Below are 23,482 nucleotides of genomic sequence, written 5' to 3'. Positions count from 1 at the left end.
GCCTGACTAGGCTTACAGCTTGATCCAGGTAGCCTTGAGCTCGGTGTACTTCTCAAGCGCATGCAGCGACTTGTCGCGACCGTTGCCGGACTGCTTGAAGCCACCGAACGGCGCAGTCATGTCGCCGCCATCGTACTGGTTGACCCATACGCTGCCCGCGCGCACGGCGCGAGCGGTACGGTGTGCCTTGGAAATGTCCGAAGTCCAGATACCGGCGGCCAGGCCGTACGGTGTGTCGTTGGCAATGGCCACGGCTTCCTCGGCGGTATCGAAGGTGATCACCGACAGCACCGGGCCGAAGATCTCTTCCTGGGCGATCTTCATGGCATTGGTCACGCCGTCGAAAATCGTCGGCTCGACGTAGGTGCCACCGCTTTCCTCCAAGGTACGCTTGCCTCCTACGAGAAGCTTGGCGCCATCGCTGTGACCGGCCTCGATGTAGGACAGCACGGTGTTCATCTGCTGGGTATCGACCAACGCACCGACAGTGGTGGCTGGGTCCAGCGGGTTACCCGGCGTCCAGGCCTTGAGCGCCTCGACCACCATGGGCAGGAACCGGTCCTTGATCGAGCGCTCGACCAGCAGACGAGAACCGGCGGTGCAGACTTCGCCCTGGTTGAAGGCGATGGCGCTGGCGGCAGCCTGGGCGGCGGCCTGCAGATCCGGCGCATCGGCGAAGACGATATTGGGGCTCTTGCCGCCCGCCTCCAGCCAGACACGCTTCATGTTCGACTCGCCCGCGTAGATCATCAGTTGCTTGGCGATCTTGGTAGAGCCGGTGAATACCAGGGTATCGACGTCCATGTGCAGGGCCAGGGCCTTGCCGACCGTGTGACCATAGCCAGGCAGAACGTTCAGCACACCCGCAGGGATACCGGCGTCGATGGCAAGCTGAGCGATACGGATGGCGGTCAGTGGCGACTTTTCGGAAGGCTTGAGCACCACCGAGTTGCCGGTCGCGAGCGCCGGGCCCAGTTTCCAGCACGCCATCAGCAGGGGGAAGTTCCACGGCACGATGGCGGCGACCACGCCGACCGGCTCGCGGGTCACCAGGCCAAGCTGGTCATTGGGCGTCGGTGCGACTTCGTCATAGACCTTGTCGATGGCCTCGGCATTCCAGTGCAAGGCCTGGGCCGCACCAGGGATGTCGATGGACGACGAGTCGCCGATCGGCTTGCCCATGTCCAGGGTTTCCAGCAGAGCCAGCTCTTCGACATTTCGACGCAGCAGCTCCGCGAAACGGATCAGCACGGCCTTGCGCTTGGCAGGAGCCAGTCGCGACCAGACGCCAGACTCGAAGACGGTGCGGGCGTTCTCGACCGCGCGCTGGGCATCGGCGGCATTACAGCTGGCGACATTGGCCAGCATGCGCCCGTCTACCGGGCTCAGGCACTCGAAGGTTTCACCGGATGCGGACGCGGTGTACTCGCCGTTGATGAAGGCACGGCCTTCGATCTTCAGTTGCTGGGCACGCTGTTCCCAGTCGGCACGAGTCAGGGTGGTCATACGAAAACTCCTCCTCTTGTTAAGGTGCAACGCCGCACTGAGGACTCACGGGCGCTGTCGAATTCTGGCCGGGCGGAAAACGCACACAGGCACTCGCCACCCTAAACCAGGCGGTGCAAACTATCAATATATTTGACAGCAGCTGCCCAAAAGCCTAGTGATGTGCATTTTTTTTAACAAGCGATGGAATATACCATGAGCATCGAGACCATCATTGACTTCACCCAAAGCACCACACCCGTGGAACGCTATCGCCCGGCGCCCGAGAAAATTCTCAAGGGCGAGCCCGACCAGACGGTCTACAACCACTACAGTAGCCCTTGTGGACAGTTTGCCGCAGGGGTATGGGAAGGCGAAGTGGGCCAATGGACGGTGAACTACACCGAGCACGAGTATTGTGAAATCGTTCAGGGCGTTTCAGTCCTGCGCGATGAAGAAGGTAACGCCAGGACTTTGCGTGCGGGTGATCGCTTCGTGATTCCGGCAGGCTTCAAGGGAACGTGGGAGGTACTCGAACCTTGTCGCAAGATCTATGCGATGTTCGAGCAGAAGTAGCGAATACCTAAATACCACACATACAGGACGCGGTCTGGCGAGGATGGGTTGCCCAATCCGGGCAAATCCCAAAGAAAGGAATCATGCCATGACCAACGAAGAAATCCTGCAAACCCTGAAAGCCTTGATCGGCACCACCTACGAGCCATCCATCAAGGAAGTCATCAGCCAGCGAACCGGGCGCGCCCGTGTCGTTGGCCCAAAGGACATTACGACTTGTGAGTTCGATCCGCAACGAATCCAGATAGCCGTTGACCAGGCGAACATGATTAAGGAATTTCGCTTTGGCTGATCCTGCTGCCGTACCTGGGACCCAGGCCTGACGAAACGCTTCGTCCGGGCAATAAAAAACCCGCGTCTTTCGATGCGGGTTTTTTATTGGTCGCCGGATCAATTACTTGATCTTGGCTTCCTTGTACGCAACGTGCTTGCGAACGACCGGATCATATTTCTTGATCTCGATCTTGTCCGGAGTGGTGCGCTTGTTCTTGTCGGTGGTGTAGAAGTGGCCAGTGCCAGCACTCGATACCAGACGGATCAATTCACGCATGATGCTCTCCCTTAAACCTTGGCGCCGTTACGGCGGATTTCGGCCAGAACGACGTCAATGCCGCGCTTGTCGATGATACGCATGCCCTTGGCGGAAACGCGCAGACGCACGAAACGCTTCTCGGCCTCGACCCAGAAGCGATGGTGCTGCAGGTTCGGCAGGAAACGACGACGGGTTTTGTTGTTTGCGTGGGAAATGTTGTTCCCGGTTACCGGACCCTTACCGGTAACTTGACAGACTCTCGACATGACTCAGCCCTCTAAAACCACATGCCCAACCCGGCATGGGTTGGCCGCTTAATCTCTTAGTCTTTGGCGCCAGGCGCCGTGATTCCAGAGGTCTTATCGACCGGATTCGCTAATGCGACAGATCGAGCCCCTAGAAAAGAGCGCTGCTTTATACCAGAAAGACTCCACCACAACAATAGAAGATCAGCGTTGTCACAGGTCTGGATGCTCGCGGCCAGCATAGCGACAAGGCTCGTGGGCTGTCGACCACTCGTCGCTGAATGTGTAAAAAAGGATGTGGTCATTTGCCTGCAGGCGCACTAGGGTAGGACGCTTCCTACTGCACGGGCAGATGGGCCACTGACCAGCCAAGGAGTCTTCAATGCGTGCCGCTGCCCTTTCTCTGTTGTTCACCTCCCTGCTCGCCTCGGCCGCGACCCAGGCCGCCCCGCTGAGCGTATGCACCGAGGCCAGCCCGGAGGGCTTCGACGTCGTCCAGTACAACTCGCTCACCACCACCAACGCGTCGGCCGATGTGTTGATGAATCGCCTGGTCGACTTCGACGCCGCTCAAGGCAAGGTGGTGCCCAGCCTGGCTGAAAGCTGGTCGGTCTCGGACGACGGCCTGGTGTACGACTTCAAGCTGCGGCCTGGGGTGAAATTCCACGGCACGCCGTACTTCAAGCCTACCCGCGAGCTGAATGCCGATGACGTGATGTTCACCTTCCAGCGCATGCTGTATCCCGCTCATGCCTGGCACAAGACCGCGCCAGGGGGTTATCCCCATGCGCAGTCACTGCAGCTGGCGAGCCTGATCAAGCTGATCGAGTCCGCGGAACCGAACAGCGTGCGCTTTACCCTGACACACCCGGATGCCACCTTCCTGGCTACCCTGAGCATGGGCTTCGCCTCGATCTACTCAGCGGAGTACGCCGACAAGCTGCTCAAGGCCGGTACGCCCCAGAAGCTCAACAGCCAGCCGATCGGCACCGGTCCGTTCATCTTCCAGCGATTCCAGAAGGATGCCGTGGTCCGCTATCGCGCCAACCCGGACTATTTCGCCGGAAAGCCTGCGGTCGACCCTCTGATCTACGCCATCACGCCTGACGCCAACGTGCGCCTGCAGAAGCTCAAGCGCAACGAGTGCCAGGTGGCCCTGTCGCCCAAGCCGATGGACATCGCCGAAGCGAGCGAGGACAGCAGCCTGAAGGTCGAAAGCACCCCGGCGTTCATGACCGCCTTCGTTGCCATCAACAGTCAGCATCCACCGCTGGACAAGCCCGAAGTGCGCCAGGCGATCAACCTGGCGTTCGACAAGGCGAACTATCTCAAGGCCGTGTTCGAGGATACCGGTACGGCTGCCGATGGCCCCTTCCCGCCCAACACCTGGAGCTATGCCAAGAACCTGCCTGGCTACCCCATGGACGTGAAGAAAGCCCAGGCCCTGCTGGCCAAGGTCGGTCTTGCCGACGGCTTCACCACCACGATCTGGACGCGCCCGTCCGGCAGCTTGCTCAACCCCAACCCCAACCTTGGCGCGCAGATGCTCCAGGCCGATCTGGCCAAGATCGGCATCAAGGCCGAGATCCGGGTCATCGAATGGGGTGAGCTGATCCGCCGCGCCAAGGCTGGCGAGCATGATCTGCTGTTCATGGGCTGGGCAGGTGACAATGGTGATCCGGATAACTTCCTGACACCGCAATTCAGCTGCGCGGCCGTCAAGTCGGGGACCAATTTCGCCCGCTACTGCGACAACCGCCTGGACCAACTGATCAGCGCCGGTCGTACCACCAATGACCAGAGCGTGCGCAGCCGCCTTTACCAGCAGGCGCAGACGCTGATCCAGCAGCAGGCCCTGTGGTTGCCACTGGCGCACCCGACCGCGGCCACCCTGACGCGTGAGGGGGTGGAGGGCTATCGGGTGAGTCCGTTTGGTCGTGTGGACTTCACCAAGGTCACGGTGACGCGCTGAACCAGCCGTGCTCGACCATCGACAGCGGCTCGCCCTCGCCGATGATGATGTGATCGAGCACACGTACATCCACCAACGCCAGAGACTCCCTCAGCATGAGTGTCAGGCTGAGGTCGTCGGAGCTGGGTTCGGGGTTGCCCGAAGGATGGTTGTGACAAAGGATCAGCGCAGCGGCGTTGTGTGCCAGTGATCGACGCACAACCTCCCTTGGGTAGACGTTCGCTCGATTGATCGATCCGCGAAACAGTACCTCGAACCTCAGGGGGCGATGCCTGGTATCGAGGAAAAGGCAGGCAAACACCTCGCTGTGCTCATGGCGCATCATCGACTTCAGATAGCGCCTGACCGCCGCGGGGCTTTCCAGGGCGGGCTCACGCTCGATCACCTCGGCCAGATGGCGGCGACCGATTTCCAACATGGCCTGCAACTGGCTGTACCTCACGGGCCCTAGCCCCAGTTCCCGCAGAAATACGGAGCGTTCGGCTTCGAGCAACTGGCGCAAGCCACCGAACTTCGCCAGCAGGGTCCGTGCCAGATCAACCACGTTCTGCCCACGGGTGCCCGACCCAAGAAAAACGGCCAGTAGTTCTGCATCCGATAGGCTTGCGACGCCACGCCGCAACAATTTCTCCCTGGGGCGCTCCGCCAAGGGCCATTCCCTGATATTCATACGCGCTCCTTGCGTGTACTACGGCGCGTTTCAGCGCTGTGGTAATCTATTTCGTCTCGTTAATGCGACGATCTGCCGCAGGCAAAAATTCGTCGCCGCACGCTTTCACTGGAAAAAGGCAAGCCTATGCAGCGGCTGTATCGCAAGCGCATCCTTCTCGGCGTGGGTGGCGGCATCGCCGCCTACAAGAGCGCCGAGCTGATTCGCCGACTCCTCGAACAGGGTGCGCAGGTGCGTGTCGTCATGACCCGCGGTGGTGCCGAGTTCATCACTCCGCTAACCCTGCAGGCCTTGTCCGGCCACCCTGTGCACATGGACCTGCTCGATCCGGCAGCCGAAGCTGCCATGGGCCATATCGAGCTGGCCAAGTGGGCCGACCTGGTATTGATCGCCCCGGCAACTGCCGACCTGATGGCGCGTCTGGCCCAAGGCATGGCTGATGACCTGCTGACCACCCTGGTCCTGGCCACCGATGCTCCCGTGGCCGTCGCCCCGGCGATGAACCAGGCCATGTGGCGCGACCCGGCCACGCAAGCGAACCTCGACCTGCTGCAAAGCCGTGGCATCCAGGTATTCGGCCCCGCCTCGGGCAGCCAGGCCTGTGGCGACGTCGGCCTGGGCCGCATGCTCGAGGCCAGCGACCTGGCCTGGTGCGCCGCCGAAAGCTTCAAGCGCCAGTCGCTGACCGGAAAACACGTGCTGATCACCGCGGGCCCTACCCAGGAAAACATCGATCCGGTGCGCTACATCACCAATCATAGCTCGGGGAAGATGGGTTTTGCCTTGGCCGAGGCAGCAGCCGAAGCCGGTGCTCGGGTGACCCTCGTCACCGGCCCCGTCCACCTGCCGACACCCGATCGGGTCACCCGTATCGACGTGGTGAGCGCACGCGATATGCTCGCGGCCTGCGAGGCGGCCATGCCTTGCGATCTGTTGATCGCATCTGCCGCGGTAGCGGACTACCGCCCCGAAGTCATCGCCACGCAAAAACTCAAGAAGGATCCTACGTCCGGCGACGGCATGCTACTGCAGATGGTGCGCAATCCGGATATCCTCGCTACCCTTGCCGGTCGCCCGGATCGTCCGTTCAGCGTAGGCTTCGCCGCCGAGACCGAGCATCTGCTCGATTACGCCACGCGCAAGCTCAAGGACAAGAACCTCGACCTGATCGTCGCCAATGATGTGGCCAACCCCAGCATCGGCTTCAACAGCGAGGAAAATGCCTTGACGGTGATTGATCGCCAACAGCACCAGACCCTCTTCGCGCAGACCAGCAAGGGCAAGATCGCCCGCCAGCTGGTCGCCTTCATCGCCCAACGGCTCAACCAGGTATAAAAGCTCCCGATGCACGCTCTACAAGCCAAGATCCTCGATCCACGCCTGGGCAGCGACTTCCCGCTGCCTCAGTACGCTACACCCGGCTCCGCCGGCCTCGACCTGCGCGCCATGCTGCAGCAGGACACCGTCCTGGAGCCTGGCCAGACCTTGCTGATCCCTACCGGCCTGTCGATCTACATCGGCGATCCTGGCCTGGCCGCGCTGATCCTGCCGCGCTCGGGCCTGGGTCACAAGCACGGCATCGTGCTGGGCAACCTGGTGGGCCTGATCGACTCCGACTACCAAGGCGAGCTGATGGTGTCGTGCTGGAACCGCGGGCAGACGCCGTTCACCATTGCCGTCGGCGAGCGTATCGCCCAGTTGATGCTGGTGCCTGTGGTGCAGGCACACTTCGATATCGTCGAAGCCTTCGATGAGAGCCAACGCGGTGCTGGCGGCTTCGGTCACTCTGGCAGCCACTGATCTCAGTAATTCCTGTTTGGGCCATGGATGGCGAACTCTCTGGCGAAACCATCGTCCAAGCGACCATTCGTGGCTACCCAAAAAGCCTCAGACCGCTGGAGTCCAGACATGAACGACGTGGCCGATCTGCCACCCGCGCTACCAGACAGCATCTTCCGCGCCTATGACATCCGTGGGATCGTCGGCAAGACGTTGTCCGCCGACACAGCCTATTGGATCGGCCGCGCCATTGGTGCCGAAACCCTGGCCCAGAACGAGCCGCAGATTGCAGTGGGCCGCGACGGTCGACTGTCCGGTCCGATGCTGGTGGAGCAATTGATCAAGGGCCTGGTCGACGCCGGCTGCCACGTCAGCGATGTCGGCCTGGTGCCGACTCCGGCGCTGTATTACGCGGCCAACGTGCTGGCGGGCAAGTCGGGGGTGATGCTCACCGGCAGCCATAACCCTGCCGACTACAACGGTTTCAAGATCGTCATCGCTGGCGACACCCTGGCCAACGAACAGATCCAGGCCTTGCTGACCCGTCTGAAACGCAATGATCTGAGTCGCGGCGAAGGCCGTGTCGAAAAGGTCGAGATTCTCGAGCGCTACTTCCAGCAGATCACCGGTGACATCGAACTGGCCAGACCCTTGAAGGCGGTGGTCGATTGCGGCAACGGCGCCGCGGGTGTCATTGCCCCGCAATTGATCGAGGCGCTTGGCTGCGAGGTCATTCCGCTGTTCTGTGAGGTCGACGGCAACTTCCCGAACCATCATCCGGACCCAGGCAAGCCCGAGAACCTGCAGGACCTGATCGCCAAGGTCCGAGAGACCGGCGCCGATATCGGCCTGGCGTTCGATGGCGACGGCGACCGCGTCGGCGTGGTGACGAACACCGGCACTATCGTCTACCCCGACCGTCTGCTGATGCTCTTTGCCCAGGACGTGCTGTCCCGCAACCCAGGCGCCGAGATCATCTTCGACGTCAAATGCACTCGTCGCCTGACCCCTCTCATCGAGCAGCACGGCGGTCGTGCGCTGATGTGGAAGACCGGTCACTCGTTGATCAAGAAGAAGATGAAGCAGACCGGCTCGCTACTGGCCGGCGAGATGAGTGGGCACATCTTCATCAAGGAGCGTTGGTACGGCTTCGACGACGGTATCTACAGCGCCGTTCGCTTGTTGGAGATCCTCGGCAGGGCGTCGGATGATGCCGAAACCCTGTTCGCCGCGTTCCCGAATGATATTTCCACGCCGGAAATCAACATTGATGTGACCGACGAAGGTAAATTCAGCATCATTGATGCATTGCAACGCGATGCCGACTGGGGTGACGCCAGCCTGACCACCATCGATGGTGTGCGGGTCGACTACCCCCATGGCTGGGGTCTGGTGCGCGCCTCCAATACCACACCGGTGCTGGTGCTGCGCTTCGAGGCCGACAGTGACGCCGAGTTGCAACGTATCAAGGATGTTTTCCGTGCGCAGTTGCTGCGGGTCGAACCTGCCCTGCAACTGCCGTTCTGACCGACCAACTGTTGCCTGCTGGAGCCCTGCATGACCCTCGATCGCGATGCCGCTTCCCATGTCGCCCAGGTATTGTCCGAAGCGCTGCCTTACATTCGCCGCTTTGTCGGCAAGACCCTGGTGATCAAGTACGGCGGCAACGCGATGGAGAGCGAGGAGCTCAAGACCGGCTTCGCCCGGGACATCGTGCTGATGAAGGCCGTGGGTATCAATCCGGTCGTGGTGCACGGTGGCGGCCCGCAGATCGGGGACCTGCTCAAGCGTCTTTCGATCGAGAGCCATTTCATCGATGGTATGCGTGTCACCGACGCGCAGACCATGGACGTGGTTGAAATGGTCCTCGGCGGCCAGGTCAACAAGGACATCGTCAACCTGATCAACCGTCATGGCGGCAGTGCCATCGGCCTGACCGGCAAGGACGCCGAGCTGATTCGTGCGAAGAAGCTCACCGTCAGCCGCCAGACCCCCGAAATGACCACCCCGGAAATCATCGATATCGGCCATGTCGGCGAAGTCGTCGGGGTCAATGTCGAACTGCTCAACATGCTGGTCCGGGGCGACTTCATCCCGGTCATCGCGCCGATCGGCGTCGGTGCCAACGGCGAGTCGTACAACATCAACGCCGACCTGGTCGCCGGCAAGGTCGCCGAGGCCCTGAAGGCCGAGAAGCTGATGCTGCTGACCAACATTGCCGGCCTGATGGACAAGCAAGGCCAGGTCCTGACCGGCCTGAGCACCGAGCAAGTCGATGCCCTGATCGCCGACGGTACCATCTATGGCGGCATGCTGCCGAAGATCAAATGTGCCTTGGAGGCCGTCCAGGGCGGCGTGAACAGTTCGCACATCATCGATGGCCGCGTGCCCAATGCCGTGCTGCTGGAAATCTTCACCGATACCGGTGTGGGCACGCTGATCAGCAACAGCAAGCAGCACTAAGTGCTAAGGGCGGCTCGGTAGCCGCCCTCGCCTCCGCAAAAAAGGCGACCTCAGGGTCAAGGCCGGTCAGTCAGGAACTAGTGGTCGATTCAAATGCTGGAGCTTAGCCTCCGGCTCCTGGAATTGTCTGTGATGCTGCTGTCCCTATCGCGGGACAAGCCCGCTCGCTACCGGAGAGGGCTACACCGCGCACCGGTGGCGAGCGGGCTTGCCCCGCGATAGGCCAGCAGCATCACTGAAGACTCCAAGAGCCGATGGCTAAGCGAGCATTGAATCGACTGCATCCCTTGTCTTACTGGCATTAACCCAGGGTCGCCTTTCTATGTCAGGCCGGATCTCAGATCCCGTACTGCGCCCGATATGCCTCGACAGCCGGCAGGTGCTGCTTGAGCTGAGGGTCGTCGGCGAGGAATTCCAGTACCTGGGTCAGCGAGACGATGCTGATGACCGGGATGCCGAAGTCGCGCTCCACCTCTTGAATGGCAGAAAGCTCGCCATTGCCACGCTCTTCGCGGTTCAGGGCGATCAGGACGGCAGCGGCGCGAGCCTGCTGGGCCTGAATGATCTGCATGACCTCGCGGATAGCGGTACCGGCAGTGATCACGTCGTCGATGATCAGCACATCGCCGGCCAACGGGGCGCCCACCAGACTGCCGCCTTCGCCGTGATCCTTGGCTTCCTTGCGGTTGAAGCACCATGGCACGTCGAGCTGATGCTGTTCGGCCAGCGCCACGGCAGTGGCGGCCGCCAGGGGTATGCCCTTGTAGGCCGGGCCGAAGAGCACGTCGAAGGGGATCTTGCCGTCGACGATGGCCGCCGCGTAGCAACGCCCCAATTGGGCCAGGGCCGAACCGCTGTTGAACAGGCCGGCATTGAAGAAGTACGGGCTGATACGCCCCGATTTCAAGGTGAATTCACCGAAGCGCAGAACGCCGCGATCGATGGCAAAACGGATGAAGTCGCGCTGATACGGCTGCATGAAGGGTCCCGGACACCACGGATTTAGCTAAATGAGTTGAGCTCGGGTATCATACACGCACGAGATTTTTGGGGCCATTTATGCGGATCATCAGTGTGAACGTTAATGGTATTCAGGCTGCGGCCGAGCGCGGATTGCTCAGCTGGTTGCAAGCCCAGAATGCCGACGTCATCTGCCTTCAGGATACCCGCGCCTCGGCCTTTGAACTCGACGACCCAGCTTTTCAACTCGATGGCTACTTCCTTTATGCCTGCGACGCGGAGGTGCCTGCCCAAGGTGGCGTGGCTCTGTATTCGCGGATGCAGCCCAAGGCAGTCATCACAGGCCTGGGCTTCGAGACAGCCGACCGCTACGGGCGTTACCTGCAGGCCGATTTCGACAAGGTAAGCATCGCCAGCCTGCTGCTGCCTTCCGGAATGAACGGCGACGAAGACTTGAATCAGAAATTCAAGTTGATGGACGATTTCGCCAAGTACCTGGACAAGCAGCGGCGCAAGCGTCGTGAATATATCTATTGCGGCTCGCTCTACGTGGCGCAGCAGAAGCTGGACATCAAGAACTGGCGCGACAGCCAGCAGTCGCCAGGCTTCCTGCCGCCCGAGCGTGCCTGGATGGATACCATCATCGGCGACATGGGTTATGTCGATGCCCTGCGCGAAGTCAGCCGTGAAGGTGACCAGTACAGCTGGTGGCCGGACAACGAGCAGGCCGAAATGCTCAACCTGGGATATCGCTTCGACTATCAGGTGCTGACGCCGGGCCTGCGCCGTTTCGTGCGCAGCGCGCGCCTGCCTCGTCAGCCGCGGTTCTCCCAGCACGCGCCACTGATCGTGGACTACGACTGGACACTGACCATCTGAGGATGGACAGACATGAAAAAGCCGACTTCGCGTCGGCTTTTTCATGTCTGTCGTCTACTTGATCGGGCGCCAGATCAGCGGATAGCGATAGGCCTGCCCTTCGTTGGCCTTGACGCCGGCGATGATGATCAGGACCAGCACCGCGACCATCAGGATGCCGAACAGCACCATCCCCACCAGCACGAATGCCAGCAGGAAGCAGATGAACGCGGCGATGGTCACGCTGATCTGGAAATTCAGCGCTTCCTTGCCCTGAGCATCGACGAACGGATCGAGTTCGCGCTTCCAGATCCACATGACGAGTGGGCCTATCAGGCTGCCAAAGGGTATGAGCAGCCCAAGGAATGCGGACAAGTGGCAGAACATCGCCCACTGCCGGACTTCGGCAGTGGGCGGCGGTACCGGAATGATCGGGTCGCTCATATGTCCTGCCTCTTAGTCAGTCTGCCAATGCGGCCTTTTGCAGCTCGAACAAGTCGGTCATGCCTTTCTGCGCCAGCGCCAGCATGGCGTTGAGCTCTTCGGGCTGGAACGGCGCGCCTTCGGCGGTGCCCTGCACTTCGATGAAACCACCCGAGCTGGTCATGACCACGTTCAGGTCGGTCTCGGCGGCCGAGTCTTCGAGGTAGTCCAGATCCAGTACCGCTTCGCCTTGGTACATGCCCACCGAGACCGCGGCAATCATGTGCTTGAGCGGATCACCGCCCTTGAGGCCGCCGCGCTTCTTGACCATGCGCAGCGCATCGACCAGGGCAACCATGGCGCCGGTGATCGAAGCGGTACGGGTGCCGCCATCGGCCTGGATCACGTCGCAGTCGACGTACAAGGTGATGTCACCCAGCTTGCTCATGTCCAAGGCCGCGCGCAGCGAACGACCGATCAGGCGCTGGATCTCCAGGGTGCGGCCACCCTGCTTGCCGCGGCTGGCCTCGCGCTGGTTACGCTCGCCGGTGGAGCGCGGCAGCATGCCGTACTCGGCCGTCAGCCAGCCTTGACCCTGGCCTTTGAGGAAACGAGGTACGCCATTTTCGACGCTGACCGTGCAGACGACCTTGGTGTCGCCGAACTCGACCAGTACCGAACCTTCGGCATGCTTGGTGTAGTTGCGGGTGATGCGGATCGAACGGAGTTGATCGGCAGCGCGACCACTTGGACGTTTCATCTGGGATACCTGTACCGGAATTCGAATCTGACGAGCATTATAGAGCTCCACGCCCGGTGAAGACATGCCTATCGTCGCAGGCGCGCCACCCGTCGACTTTCGCGCAAGGCCTTGGCGGATTCATGGCACGGCCGGATTGGGCGCCGAAGCCGCACTGCGTTACAATCCTGCGCCTTGCAGCCCGAAGGCTCTTTCTTTCCCTTAATCGCGAGGTACTCCCCATGGTGCACAGCATGACCGCTTTTGCTCGTGTCGAGCGCGCCGGTAGCCAAGGCACCCTGGTCTGGGAGCTGCGTTCGGTGAACCACCGCTATCTCGAGCCGCACCTGCGCCTGCCAGAGGCGCTACGCGATCTCGAGGGCGCCGTGCGCGAGGGCCTGCGCCAGGGCGTGTCGCGAGGCAAGATCGAATGCACCTTGCGGCTCAACGAGGACAGCACCGGCAAGCCGCTGCAGGTCGACCGCGAACGCGCCGCGCAGCTGGTTGCCGCCGCCGAAACCGTGGCCAGCCTGATCAAGCAGCCGGCGCCACTCAATCCCCTGGAGGTGCTTGCCTGGCCCGGAGTGCTGGTAGCCGATGCCAGCGACCCGCAAGCCCTGAACGCCGAAGCCATGTCACTCTTCGAGGAAGCCCTGCGGGAACTCAAGGCCGGTCGCAATCGCGAAGGTGCCGAGCTTGCGCGGCTGATCAACGAGCGCCTGGACAGCATGTCCGGCGAAGTCGCCACCCTGCGCACGCTGGTGCCGCAGATGCTCGCCACCCAGCGGCAGAAGGTCCTGGACCGCTTCCACGACATGCAGGCCGAGCTCGACCCGCAGCGCCTGGAGCAGGAAATGGTCCTGCTGGCGCAGAAGAGCGACGTCGCCGAAGAGCTCGATCGGCTCAGCACCCACGTCACCGAAGTGCGTCGCGTGCTCAAGTCCGGCGGGGCTGCCGGACGGCGCCTGGACTTCCTGATGCAGGAACTCAATCGCGAAGCCAACACCCTGGGCTCCAAGGCCTTCGACCCACGCAGTACGCAAGCGGCAGTCAACCTCAAGGTGCTGATCGAACAGATGCGTGAACAAGTACAGAATATCGAGTAAGGCCACCCCTACCATGAAACACGACAGCGGCACCCTCTACATCGTCTCGGCACCTTCGGGTGCCGGCAAGACCAGCCTGGTCACGGCACTGACCCAAGCCGACCCGGCCATCCGCGTCTCGGTCTCCCACACCACCCGCGCCAAGCGCGAGGGTGAGCAGCATGGAGTGAACTACCACTTCGTCGAGCACGCCGACTTCCACTCCCTGATCGAACAGGGCGATTTCCTGGAGCATGCCGAAGTCTTTGGCAATTTCTACGGTACCTCGCGCAGTGCCTTGCAGCAGACCTTGGCCCAGGGCCTGGACCTGATCCTCGAGATCGACTGGCAGGGTGCCCAGCAGGTGCGCAGGCTGATGCCTGAAGCCCTGTCGATCTTCATTCTGCCACCGAGCCAACAAGCTCTGCGTCACCGTCTGGACGGGCGTGGGCAGGACAGCGACGAGATCATCGAAGGGCGGATGAGGGAGGCGGTCAGCGAGATGGTGCATTACGACGAATACGACTACGTCATCATCAATGACGAGTTCGGCACCGCGCTTGAAGACCTCAAGGCCATCTTCCAGGCCAATCGAGACAATGACCCGACGGCGGTCGCGCGCGCCGAGCGGCTCAGGCTCGAACCGCAACAGCAACGCAACGGCACGTTGCTCAAACAGCTGCTTGCCTGAACAACGCGCCGCGAGGCGTAATGCCGGTCGGTCAAGGGAAAGCAGTCGGTTCAAGTGCCGGCTCTTAGCCTTCGGCTTCTGGAATCTTCAGTGACGCTGCTGGCCTATCGCGGGACAAGCCCGCTCACCACCGGAGGGTGCGTCCTTGCTATGGCGCGTCCCGGTGGGGAGCGGGCTTGTCCCGCGATAGGCCAGCAGCGTCACTGAAAAATTCGGAAGCCAGACAAGAACTCCAACCAACAAAATTTGATGACTTTTCAACTGATCAGCATTAGCCGCGAGGCGCTTTTTTTATGACTGAAGCGGCAGCGCGGCTTGCTGGCGCAGGGTCGCGCCGAGGAAGTACGCCGGGGCGCGCCAACGTGACAGCACCATCAGCAGGATACCCAGCAGCGAGATGATCATCGCGATCACGAACACCAGCCCCAGACCACCTACATGCGAGCCGCTGCCGAAGTCCGGCGAGGCGCTGTCGATCGCGGTGCGAATGAAGATCACCGAGAGGATGGCGCCACCCAGCAACGGGCACAGGCCACGCATCAGGAAGTGACGCAGGCTGCCGAACAGGCTGCGACGGAAATACCAGACGCAGGCATAGGCGGTCAGCGAATAGTAGAAGCAGATCATCATGCCCAAGGCCGTGATGGTGTCGGCCAGCACGTTTTCGCTGAGCGTGCGCATGGTCACGTAGAACAGGCCGGCGGCCACACCAGCGCAGATGGTGGCATAGCGTGGGGTCTGCGAACGCGGACAGATGTTGGCGAAGCGCTGCGGGACCGCGCCGTAGTAGCCCATGGCAAGCAGGGTGCGGGCCGGCGACATGAAGGTCGACTGCAGCGAGGCCGCGGTGCTGGCCAGAACCGCGATAGACATCAGGATCGCCAGCGGCCCCATGACCGGACCCGCCAGGTGAGCGAAGACATTCTCCTGGATACGCGGGTTGCCCAGGCCGAGGCCCACGTCGCTGACACCGGCAAACTGCAGTGTGGCGATCGCCGTGAGCAGGTACAGCCCGAGGATCAACAATACCGTCCAGGTCGCCGCCTTGCCCGGTACTTCGTCGCTTCCGACCGATTCCTCGCTGACCGTGAGGCAGACATCCCATCCCCAGAAAATGAAGATCGAGAGCGACAGCCCGGCGGCGAAGGCGGAGAACGACTCCACGCCGAAGGGATTGAACCATTCGAAGTCGAACTGCAAGGGCGGCGGAGCCGTGGTTTCACCGAACGCGGCGAAGGCGAAACCGATCAGGACCAGCAGCTGCAAGGCTACCAACCCGTATTGCACGGTCATGGTCGTACCCATGCCGCGACAGCAGATCCACACCGCCAGGCCAATGAATACGCAACAGGTGGTGATATTGACCAGCAGGTTGTCGCTGAGCGCAGCCACCTCGTGGCTGCCGGTGATCTGCCCGAGGAAGAGATAGAAGAAATCGACCGCGACACCGGCCAGGTTGGAGAGAACGATGGTCGTGGCAGTCACCAGCCCCCAACCGCCGATCCAGCCTATCATCGGGCCGAAGGCGCGGGCCGACCAGGTAAAGGAGGTGCCGCTGTCCGGCTCCGCCGCGTTCAGCTCACGGTACCCGAGGGCCACCAGCAACATCGGCAGGAAACCTACGATGAACACGGCTGGCAAGTGAGCCCCGACCTCGCGCACCGTCGGACCGAGCGCGCCGGTCAGGGTATAGACCGGCGCGATGGTGGAGATACCCAGCACCACGCTGGCCAGCAGCCCCAGGCGGCCCTTGGCCAGGCCTTTGCCGACTGCCTTGCCGGAACCGTCTGCTTTTGCGGCCGCGTCGGGTGGGCGTCCTGCTTCAGTGTATTCGCTCATGAGTATTTGCCATCGATATTGGTATTGTTTTCAGGTCTTCCCGAGGGAAGCAGCCTTCACTCATTGAAAGCTTGGTGCACAGCAGAGTCTTCCCAGACCCTTGAACAATTTCAGGCGTTCGTGCGTCGCATCCCCACCTCCTCGGCGCGGGCGGTGCAAGCCTCGCGAAACGCCTCGAACAGACGCAACGAAACCGGGTTTTCAGCGAAGCGCCACTCCGGATGCCACTGCACCCCAAGCACGAAACCGGGTGCGTCAGCCATGGAAACCGCCTCTATCAGCCCATCCGGGGCGCGCGCTTCGACACGCAGGCCCGGCGCCAGGCGGTCGATGCCTTGGCTGTGCAGCGAGTTGACCTCGAAACGAGTCGCCAGGCCCAGGCGGTCGAACAACCCTCCAGGCGCAGTATCGACCGCATGCCGAGGGCTGTACTGCACCTCCAGCGAGGCTTCCTGGGGCTCGCGGTGGTCAAGAAAACCGGGCAATTCGTGCACGCGCTGGTGCAAGGTTCCGCCCAGCGCCACGTTCAACTCCTGAAACCCACGACAGATGCAGAACACTGGTACACCCGCCTTGATGGCGGCCTGCAGCAACGGCAACGTCAGCCGGTCGCGCGCCGGATCATGCCGGGTGCCTTCCAGGCTGGGGGCGCCATTGTAATGATGCGGCTCGACATTTGAAGGCGAGCCGGTGAAAAGAATACCGTCCAGCGTTGCCAGCAGTGCCTGCGCGTCGCCAGGCATGTCCCGAGCAGGAAGGATCAATGGCGTGCCCGCGAAGGCGGCCGCCTCGACATATTTGTCGCCCACCGTGTGCGATGGGTTTCTGCCCACTTGCTGGCGACAGGCGCTGACGCCGATCAAGGGTGGCGCATTCGTGGTCATGGCTTACACCGTATGCAGATACCAGTTGTATTCGAGATCGGAGATGGAGACTTCGAACTCGGCCATCTCGCTTTCCTTGCACGCTACGAAGACATCGATGTATTCCGGGCTGATGTAGCGGTTGAGTACCTCGCTGTCATCCAACGCCCGTAGCGCATCGCGCAAGTTGTTGGGCAGGCTTTGCTCCAGTTGCTCGTAGGAGTTGCCTTCGATCGGAGCGCAAGGTTCGATACGCTGGGTCAGCCCGTGATGGATGCCTGAAAGAATGGCCGCCAGCATGAGGTAAGGATTGGCGTCGGCACCCGCGACACGGTGCTCGATGCGCACGGCGTCACTGCTGTCGGTCGGTACGCGCACGGCCACCGTGCGGTTGTCCAGGCCCCAGCTCGGGGCATTGGGCACATAGAACTGGGCTCCGAAGCGACGATAGGAATTGATGTTCGGGCAAAGAAAAGCCATCGATGCCGGCAGGGTTTCGAGGACGCCGCCGACCGCATGCCGCAAGGCATCGCTCTGCAAGGGGTCGTCGCTGGCGAAGATGTTCAGGCCGGTCTTCTTGTCCAGCAGCGAGATATGCACATGCAGCCCGTTGCCCGCCTGGCCAGGATAGGGCTTGGCCATGAAGGTGGAGTCCATTTCATGGTCGTAGGCGATGTTCTTGATCAGGCGCTTGAGCAGAATCGCGTAATCGCAGGCCTTGAAAGGATCGGCGACGTGATGGAGGTTGACCTCGAACTGCGCCGGCGCGCTCTCCTTGACGATGGCGTCGGCGGGCAGGCCCTGCTCCGTGGCTGCCTCGAGCATGTCTTGCAGGCACTCGGCATATTCGTCGAGGTCGTCGATCAGGTAGACCTGGGTCGAATGCGGGCGCTTGCCGGAGATCGGCGAACGCGGCGGCTGCGGACGGCCATTGAGGTTGTCCTGGTCGATCAGGTAGAACTCCAGCTCGAAGGCGGCGCAGATCTGCAGCCCGAGCGCATCGAACTTCTCGACTACCTGGCGCAGGACCTCGCGCGGGTCGGCGAAGAACGGCGTCCCGTCCACTTCATGCATGGTCATCAGCAACTGGGCTGTCGGACGTTTCTGCCACGGCTCGTTCGCTAGCGTGCCGGGGATCGGAAAGCAGATGCGGTCCGCATCGCCGATATCCAGGCCCAGGCCGGTGCTTTCGACCGTCGCGCCATTGATGTCGAGCGCGAACAGGGATGCCGGCAAGTTGATACCCCGTTCATAGACCTTGTGCAAGCTCGCGCGCTCGATTCGCTTGCCCCGCACGACCCCGTTCATGTCGGAAATCAGCAGATCGACGTATTGCGTCTCCGGGTTGGCCAGCAGGAAATCATTCATTTCGCTCGAGGAACTGGCGCACGGGGATACCGACGTCATGACAGTACATCCTTTGATTTCAATGGAGCGGCAATGTGGCAGGCAAGGCTTGCGCCCGAAGGGTCGAGGGTCGTTGCTATTGTTCTTGTCACGCTCCCATCGCAGGGGGTGGCAACAGGTCATTGATTACCGGCTGCCGTTCCACTATAAAATGGCATCCACGCAACAGACATTGGCATTTCGGCAAGCAGAGCATGCACCCATGCAATATCAGATCAATCATGCCGACCTCACCCTGATCCTCGCCCTGGAGCGCGGCCGATCCTTGGCCAAGGCGGCGGAACTGCTCAAGGTCGATGTATCCACGGTGTTTCGTTCGATTCGCCGCCTGGAGTCGGCGCTGGGCACTGCGTTGTTTGTGAAGAGTCGCAAAGGCTACCTGCCCACCGACACCGCACAGGCACTGGCCGAGCAGGCCGAGCGCGCCGAGCATGCGCTGGACGCGGCCCGGGTGGCGCTGACCAGCGGCGAGCAGGTGGTCAGCGGCACGGTTCGGGTCACGTGCACCGAGGCCGTGCTGCATAGCCTGCTGCTGCCGGCGCTGGCGACCTTCATGCCGAACTATCCAGCGCTTTCCCTGGAACTGGGGACGTCCAACTCCTTTGCCAACCTCAGCCGTCGCGATGCCGACATTGCCCTGCGGCTGACCAACACCCCACCGGAGCATCTGGTGGGACGCTGTCTTGGTTCGACCTCCTACGTGGTCTGCGGGCATCCCGGGTTTGCCGAACGCCTCGCCGAATCGGCAACCAGCGTGCCCTGGATAGCCCCCGACGATGCCATGCAGGACCACCCCACGGTAATCTGGCGCAACCAGCAGTATCCCGGCCTTGTCCCGCGCTACCACTGCAGCGGGATGTCCACCATCGCCCAGCTGGTCAGCACAGGCATGGGCGTGGCTGCGCTGGCCGACTACATGGTCCATACCCTGCCAGGCGTCGAAGCGTTGAGCGGCCCGCTGCCCGGCTGCAACACCCAGCTCTGGCTGTTGACCAGACCGGACTGCCGCGCCTTGCGTTCGGTACAGACACTGTTCGAAGAGCTGACCCCGCGTTTGCGCGATGCCATGTTGCGCTAGGGCATCACGGTTGTTGTGCGCATACCCTCGGACCCGGTATCGTCAGGCTTTACGATCCCGTATCGCGGGCTCGCTCCGTCGGCCGAACCGAAATCAGTCCTTCCCTATTGGCTGGTGATTTTTTAAACTGTCGAGTCCCCCGCCCATCCTGGGCAGGGCGCATAATGCATTTGCTACGAGGAAGACCATGGCCCGCGTAACCGTTGAAGATTGCCTAGAACACGTGGATAACCGCTTTGAGCTGGTCATGCTCTCGACCAAGCGTGCCCGTCAGCTGGCCACCGGTGGCAAGGAGCCGCGTGTAGCGTGGGAAAATGACAAGCCTACCGTCGTCGCTCTGCGCGAGATCGCCGAAGGCATCATTACCTCCGAGTTCCTGGCCGCTGAAGAGATCGTCACCGAGGATCCGGTGTTTGCCGCGTTCGAGGACGAGTCCAACGAGGCTGTCTGAGACATGCCTGGTCGACGTGGGACGGCGCATGGCCCCATTCCTCGGCAGGAGGTAATCCGATGCCGAGCATAGACGCCCTCGCCGAACGTTTGTCGACCTATCTCGGCACGGAACAGGTCAACCTGGTCCGCCGAGCCTATTTCTATGCCGAGCAGGCGCACGACGGCCAGCGTCGCCGTAGCGGCGAACCCTATGTGACCCACCCGCTCGCGGTGGCGAGCATCCTCGCCGACATGCACATGGATCACCAGAGCCTCATGGCCGCCATGCTGCACGACGTGATCGAAGATACCGGCATCGCCAAGGAAGCGCTCAGCCAGCAATTTGGCGAAACCGTTGCCGAACTGGTCGATGGGGTCAGCAAGCTGACCCAGATGAACTTCGAGACCAAGGCCGAGGCTCAGGCCGAAAACTTCCAGAAGATGGCCATGGCCATGGCCCGCGATATCCGCGTGATCCTGGTCAAGCTGGCCGACCGCCTGCACAACATGCGCACGCTCGAAGTGCTGTCCGGCGAGAAACGCCGGCGTATTGCCAAGGAAACCCTGGAAATCTACGCGCCCATCGCCAACCGCCTGGGCATGCACAATGTGCGCGTGGAGTTCGAAGACCTGGGCTTCAAGGCCATGCATCCGATGCGCTCGGCGCGTATCTTCCAGGCAGTGAAGCGCGCGCGCGGCAACCGCAAGGAAATCGTCAACAAGATCGAACAGTCCCTGGCCAATTGCCTGGCCATGGATGGTATCGAGGGCGAGGTCAGCGGGCGCCAGAAGCACCTCTACGGCATCTACAAGAAGATGCGCGGCAAGCGCCGCGCCTTCAACGAGATCATGGATGTGTATGCCTTCCGCATCGTCGTGGACAAGGTAGACACCTGCTACCGCGTGCTTGGCGCCGTGCATAACCTGTACAAGCCCTTGCCCGGCCGCTTCAAGGACTACATCGCGATCCCCAAGGCAAACGGCTACCAGTCGCTGCATACCACCTTGTTCGGCATGCACGGCGTGCCCATCGAAATCCAGGTCCGCACCCGCGAGATGGAAGAGATGGCCAACAATGGCATCGCGGCCCATTGGCTGTACAAGTCCAATGACGATGAGCAGCCCAAGGGCAACCACGCGCGTGCCCGTCAGTGGGTCAAGGGTATCCTCGAGCTGCAGCAGCGCGCCGGGAACTCGCTTGAATTCATCGAGAGCGTGAAGATCGACCTCTTCCCCGATGAGGTGTATGTCTTCACGCCGAAGGGTCGGATCATGGAGCTGCCAAAAGGCTCCACGGCAGTAGACTTTGCCTATGCGGTGCATACCGACGTCGGCAACAGCTGCATCGCTTGCCGTATCAACCGGCGCCTGGCGCCCCTGTCCGAGCCCTTGCAGAGTGGCTCGACCGTGGAGATCGTCAGTGCCCCTGGCGCTCGTCCGAACCCGGCCTGGCTCAACTTCGTGGTTTCCGGCAAGGCCCGCACGCACATTCGTCATGCCCTCAAGCAGCAACGCCGATCCGAATCCGTCAGCCTGGGCGAACGCCTGTTGAACAAGGTGCTGACCGGCTTCGAAAGCAGTCTGGACAAGATCCCCCAGGAACGGATACAGGCCATTCTGAGCGAGTACCGCCTGGAGCTGATCGAAGACCTGCTCGAAGACATCGGTCTGGGCAATCGCATGGCCTACGTGGTGGCGCGCCGCCTGCTGTCAGCGGAAGGCGAGCACCTGCCCGCGCCGGAAGGCCCGCTTGCTATTCGTGGTACCGAGGGCCTGGTCCTCAGCTATGCCAAGTGCTGCACGCCCATTCCGGGCGACCCGATCGTCGGCCACCTGTCGGCGGGCAAGGGCATGGTCGTGCACCTGGAAGACTGCCGTAACATCAGTGAAATCCGCCATAACCCCGAGAAATGCCTGCAGCTCTCGTGGGCCAAGGATGTCACTGGCGAATTCAATGTCGAATTGCGCGTCGAGCTGGAGCACCAGCGTGGCCTGATTGCCCTGTTGGCCAGCAGCGTCAACGCCGCCGACGGCAATATCGAGAAGATCAGCATGGACGAACGCGACGGCCGCATCAGCGTGGTCCAGCTGGTGGTCAGCGTACGCGATCGCGTCCACCTGGCCCGCGTGATCAAGAAGCTTCGTACCCTGACCGGTGTGGTCCGGATCACCCGTACACGTGCGTAGCTTCGTCAACCGTAAGGAGTCAACATGACCAAGACTGTCATCACCAGCGACAAGGCCCCAGCCGCCATCGGCACCTACTCTCAGGCGATCAAAGCAGGCAACACCGTCTACATGTCGGGCCAGATTCCGCTGGACCCCAAGACCATGGAACTGGTCGAAGGCTTCGAAGCCCAGACCGTGCAGGTCTTCGAGAACCTCAAGTCCGTTGCCGAGGCCGCCGGTGGCTCGTTCAAGGATATCGTCAAGCTGAACATCTTCCTCACCGACCTGAGCCACTTCGCCACGGTCAATGAGGTCATGGGCCGTTACTTCGAACAGCCTTACCCTGCTCGCGCCGCGATCGGTGTCGCCGCTCTGCCCAAGGGCGCGCAGGTCGAAATGGATGCCATCCTGGTCATCGAGTAATCCCTCCGGCGGCAGGCCCCGTGCGTGCCGCCCCTCTCCCTCACGAAGGTCCCCTCCATGCGTCGAGCATTGCCTCTCGCGCTGGCAGCCCTGTTCCTGGGTGGTTGCGCCAGCCATAAACCTGAAGACTACAACGGCACCTGGATCAACCAGGACGCCATCGATGCCGCCGTCGGCAGCAAGAGCCTGCGCCAGGCGCTGGCCAGCAAAGGCCCGGTATTCGAATGGAAGATCGATACGACAGGCCAGCGGGCCAGTTACAGCAACGGCTTCGAGGCTGCCGAAGGCCAACTGACTGCCAAGGATGATCAATGGCAAGTGACATTCGACGGCGGCCAGGCGGAACAGCTCGAACTCGACGGTGATGAGCTGGTGCAGGCCCCCGGTACTTCGGGACAGGAACAGGTCTTCGACAAGGCGCAGGATCCCGCGCCAGCCGACGCTCCTATCGGCACCAGCTTCGAGAAGGCACTGTACAGGGCCTACCTGGGTGGCAACTGGAAGATAGTCGAAGGCCCAGGCAAAGGCGGCGTTGCCCACTTCCGTGATAACGGCACCGTGGATGGCCTGCCCCAACTGGACCGCTTCGCCCTGTGCCTGGCTGGCGACTGCACTTCGATCAGTGGCGAGCACGATAGCCTGTGGCTGGAGCGTGACCAGCGTGGCGGACCATGGATCTTCAAGCGCGATGGCGACACCCTGGAGATCCTGCAGGCGCGCAACGGTGCGCTGCCGGACGAGATGCCGCAACTGGCGCCAGGTCCACGCCAGTGGCTGCTGCAACGCGACTGAC

Annotated in this window: 24 protein-coding genes and 1 pseudogene; 15 read left to right on the top strand and 10 right to left on the bottom strand. The window is 61.8% G+C overall.

Annotated features, from left to right (window positions below):
• Positions 1 to 12: 12 nt before the first annotated feature.
• On the bottom strand, positions 13 to 1,506 hold the full coding sequence (locus tag G7009_RS20200) for an aldehyde dehydrogenase (protein WP_181131862.1): 1,494 nt from the start codon (positions 1,504 to 1,506) through the stop codon (positions 13 to 15).
• A gap of 195 nt (positions 1,507 to 1,701) precedes the next feature.
• Between G7009_RS20200 and G7009_RS20195 the strand changes: the two genes are divergently transcribed.
• Together G7009_RS20195 and G7009_RS20190 are read left to right on the top strand one after the other, a co-directional pair.
• Positions 1,702 to 2,061 carry a cupin domain-containing protein gene (locus G7009_RS20195; protein ID WP_181131861.1) on the top strand — a complete coding sequence of 120 codons (360 nt, stop codon included), beginning with the start codon at positions 1,702 to 1,704 and terminating at the stop codon, positions 2,059 to 2,061.
• 88 nt (positions 2,062 to 2,149) lie between these two features.
• Entirely contained in the window at positions 2,150 to 2,353 is a 204-nt protein-coding gene (locus G7009_RS20190; RefSeq protein ID WP_181131860.1) for an I78 family peptidase inhibitor, read from the top strand.
• Positions 2,354 to 2,455: 102 nt separating this feature from the next.
• Here the strand turns inward: G7009_RS20190 and rpmG are convergent, their stop codons facing one another.
• Both rpmG and rpmB read right to left on the bottom strand, forming a co-directional pair.
• A complete protein-coding gene (gene rpmG, locus G7009_RS20185) occupies positions 2,456 to 2,611 on the bottom strand; it encodes a 50S ribosomal protein L33 (RefSeq protein ID WP_013793373.1) in 156 nt (51 codons plus the stop codon).
• An 11-nt stretch (positions 2,612 to 2,622) separates the two neighbouring features.
• On the bottom strand, positions 2,623 to 2,859 hold the full coding sequence (gene rpmB, locus G7009_RS20180; protein ID WP_181131859.1) for a 50S ribosomal protein L28: 237 nt from the start codon (positions 2,857 to 2,859) through the stop codon (positions 2,623 to 2,625).
• A 361-nt stretch (positions 2,860 to 3,220) separates the two neighbouring features.
• Here rpmB and G7009_RS20175 point away from each other — a divergent pair, with 361 nt between their 5' ends.
• The gene (locus G7009_RS20175; RefSeq protein ID WP_181131858.1) at positions 3,221 to 4,810 is read left to right on the top strand and encodes an ABC transporter substrate-binding protein; all 1,590 of its coding nucleotides are present in this window, start codon (positions 3,221 to 3,223) and stop codon (positions 4,808 to 4,810) included.
• On the opposite strand, the gene radC is transcribed toward G7009_RS20175, so the two are convergent.
• Positions 4,794 to 5,480: a RadC family protein gene (radC, locus tag G7009_RS20170; RefSeq protein WP_181131857.1), complete on the bottom strand. Its 687-nt coding sequence runs from the start codon at positions 5,478 to 5,480 to the stop codon at positions 4,794 to 4,796. The two genes, G7009_RS20175 and radC, sit on opposite strands and share 17 nt — an antisense overlap.
• Before the next feature lie 126 nt (positions 5,481 to 5,606).
• Between radC and coaBC the strand changes: the two genes are divergently transcribed.
• The 4 genes and pseudogenes from coaBC to argB all read left to right on the top strand — a co-directional run bounded on the left by coaBC (position 5,607) and on the right by argB (position 9,722).
• On the top strand, positions 5,607 to 6,815 hold the full coding sequence (coaBC, locus tag G7009_RS20165; RefSeq protein WP_181131856.1) for a bifunctional phosphopantothenoylcysteine decarboxylase/phosphopantothenate--cysteine ligase CoaBC: 1,209 nt from the start codon (positions 5,607 to 5,609) through the stop codon (positions 6,813 to 6,815).
• Positions 6,816 to 6,824: 9 nt separating this feature from the next.
• On the top strand, positions 6,825 to 7,280 hold the full coding sequence (dut, locus tag G7009_RS20160) for a dUTP diphosphatase (protein WP_181131855.1): 456 nt from the start codon (positions 6,825 to 6,827) through the stop codon (positions 7,278 to 7,280).
• Between the two features lie 132 nt (positions 7,281 to 7,412).
• Positions 7,413 to 8,786: pseudogene (locus tag G7009_RS20155) on the top strand (phosphomannomutase/phosphoglucomutase); the annotation flags it as partial.
• Between the two features lie 30 nt (positions 8,787 to 8,816).
• Positions 8,817 to 9,722, top strand: a complete 906-nt coding sequence (gene argB / locus G7009_RS20150; protein WP_181131853.1) for an acetylglutamate kinase — start codon at positions 8,817 to 8,819, stop codon at positions 9,720 to 9,722.
• A gap of 337 nt (positions 9,723 to 10,059) precedes the next feature.
• Here argB and pyrE read toward each other — a convergent pair whose 3' ends face one another.
• A complete protein-coding gene (pyrE, locus tag G7009_RS20145; RefSeq protein ID WP_181131852.1) occupies positions 10,060 to 10,701 on the bottom strand; it encodes an orotate phosphoribosyltransferase in 642 nt (213 codons plus the stop codon).
• A gap of 80 nt (positions 10,702 to 10,781) precedes the next feature.
• On the opposite strand from pyrE, the gene G7009_RS20140 reads away from it, so the two are divergent.
• Positions 10,782 to 11,561 carry an exodeoxyribonuclease III gene (locus G7009_RS20140; protein ID WP_181131851.1) on the top strand — a complete coding sequence of 260 codons (780 nt, stop codon included), beginning with the start codon at positions 10,782 to 10,784 and terminating at the stop codon, positions 11,559 to 11,561.
• 54 nt (positions 11,562 to 11,615) lie between these two features.
• Here the strand turns inward: G7009_RS20140 and G7009_RS20135 are convergent, their stop codons facing one another.
• The gene (locus G7009_RS20135; protein ID WP_181131850.1) at positions 11,616 to 11,984 is read right to left on the bottom strand and encodes a DUF4870 domain-containing protein; all 369 of its coding nucleotides are present in this window, start codon (positions 11,982 to 11,984) and stop codon (positions 11,616 to 11,618) included.
• Between the two features lie 16 nt (positions 11,985 to 12,000).
• Positions 12,001 to 12,723 (bottom strand): ribonuclease PH, encoded by a 723-nt coding sequence (gene rph / locus G7009_RS20130; protein ID WP_181131849.1) that lies wholly within the window; start codon positions 12,721 to 12,723, stop codon positions 12,001 to 12,003.
• A gap of 221 nt (positions 12,724 to 12,944) precedes the next feature.
• Between rph and G7009_RS20125 the strand changes: the two genes are divergently transcribed.
• Both G7009_RS20125 and gmk read left to right on the top strand, forming a co-directional pair.
• Positions 12,945 to 13,808, top strand: a complete 864-nt coding sequence (locus G7009_RS20125; protein ID WP_181131848.1) for a YicC/YloC family endoribonuclease — start codon at positions 12,945 to 12,947, stop codon at positions 13,806 to 13,808.
• 13 nt (positions 13,809 to 13,821) lie between these two features.
• The gene (gene gmk / locus G7009_RS20120) at positions 13,822 to 14,478 is read left to right on the top strand and encodes a guanylate kinase (RefSeq protein ID WP_181131847.1); all 657 of its coding nucleotides are present in this window, start codon (positions 13,822 to 13,824) and stop codon (positions 14,476 to 14,478) included.
• 291 nt (positions 14,479 to 14,769) lie between these two features.
• Here the strand turns inward: gmk and G7009_RS20115 are convergent, their stop codons facing one another.
• The 3 genes from G7009_RS20115 to G7009_RS20105 form a co-directional block, all read right to left on the bottom strand.
• Entirely contained in the window at positions 14,770 to 16,317 is a 1,548-nt protein-coding gene (locus G7009_RS20115; protein ID WP_181131846.1) for an APC family permease, read from the bottom strand.
• Positions 16,318 to 16,427: 110 nt separating this feature from the next.
• Entirely contained in the window at positions 16,428 to 17,201 is a 774-nt protein-coding gene (locus G7009_RS20110; protein WP_181131845.1) for a gamma-glutamyl-gamma-aminobutyrate hydrolase family protein, read from the bottom strand.
• Between the two features lie 3 nt (positions 17,202 to 17,204).
• A complete protein-coding gene (locus tag G7009_RS20105; protein WP_181131844.1) occupies positions 17,205 to 18,587 on the bottom strand; it encodes a glutamine synthetase family protein in 1,383 nt (460 codons plus the stop codon).
• A 202-nt stretch (positions 18,588 to 18,789) separates the two neighbouring features.
• Here G7009_RS20105 and G7009_RS20100 point away from each other — a divergent pair, with 202 nt between their 5' ends.
• The 5 genes from G7009_RS20100 (at position 18,790) to G7009_RS20080 (ending at position 23,481) form a co-directional block, all read left to right on the top strand.
• Positions 18,790 to 19,665 (top strand): LysR family transcriptional regulator, encoded by an 876-nt coding sequence (locus G7009_RS20100; RefSeq protein ID WP_181131843.1) that lies wholly within the window; start codon positions 18,790 to 18,792, stop codon positions 19,663 to 19,665.
• A 187-nt stretch (positions 19,666 to 19,852) separates the two neighbouring features.
• Positions 19,853 to 20,116 carry a DNA-directed RNA polymerase subunit omega gene (gene rpoZ, locus G7009_RS20095; RefSeq protein ID WP_181131842.1) on the top strand — a complete coding sequence of 88 codons (264 nt, stop codon included), beginning with the start codon at positions 19,853 to 19,855 and terminating at the stop codon, positions 20,114 to 20,116.
• Positions 20,117 to 20,175: 59 nt separating this feature from the next.
• A complete protein-coding gene (spoT, locus tag G7009_RS20090) occupies positions 20,176 to 22,284 on the top strand; it encodes a bifunctional GTP diphosphokinase/guanosine-3',5'-bis pyrophosphate 3'-pyrophosphohydrolase (protein WP_181131841.1) in 2,109 nt (702 codons plus the stop codon).
• A 24-nt stretch (positions 22,285 to 22,308) separates the two neighbouring features.
• On the top strand, positions 22,309 to 22,689 hold the full coding sequence (locus G7009_RS20085) for a RidA family protein (RefSeq protein ID WP_181131840.1): 381 nt from the start codon (positions 22,309 to 22,311) through the stop codon (positions 22,687 to 22,689).
• Positions 22,690 to 22,746: 57 nt separating this feature from the next.
• Positions 22,747 to 23,481, top strand: a complete 735-nt coding sequence (locus G7009_RS20080; protein ID WP_181131839.1) for a hypothetical protein — start codon at positions 22,747 to 22,749, stop codon at positions 23,479 to 23,481.
• Position 23,482: the final 1 nt, after the last annotated feature.

It is taken from the genome of Pseudomonas capeferrum (assembly GCF_013523055.1).
Classification (GTDB): domain Bacteria; phylum Pseudomonadota; class Gammaproteobacteria; order Pseudomonadales; family Pseudomonadaceae; genus Aquipseudomonas; species Aquipseudomonas capeferrum_A.
This window is presented reverse-complemented; position numbering and strand designations above follow the sequence as displayed.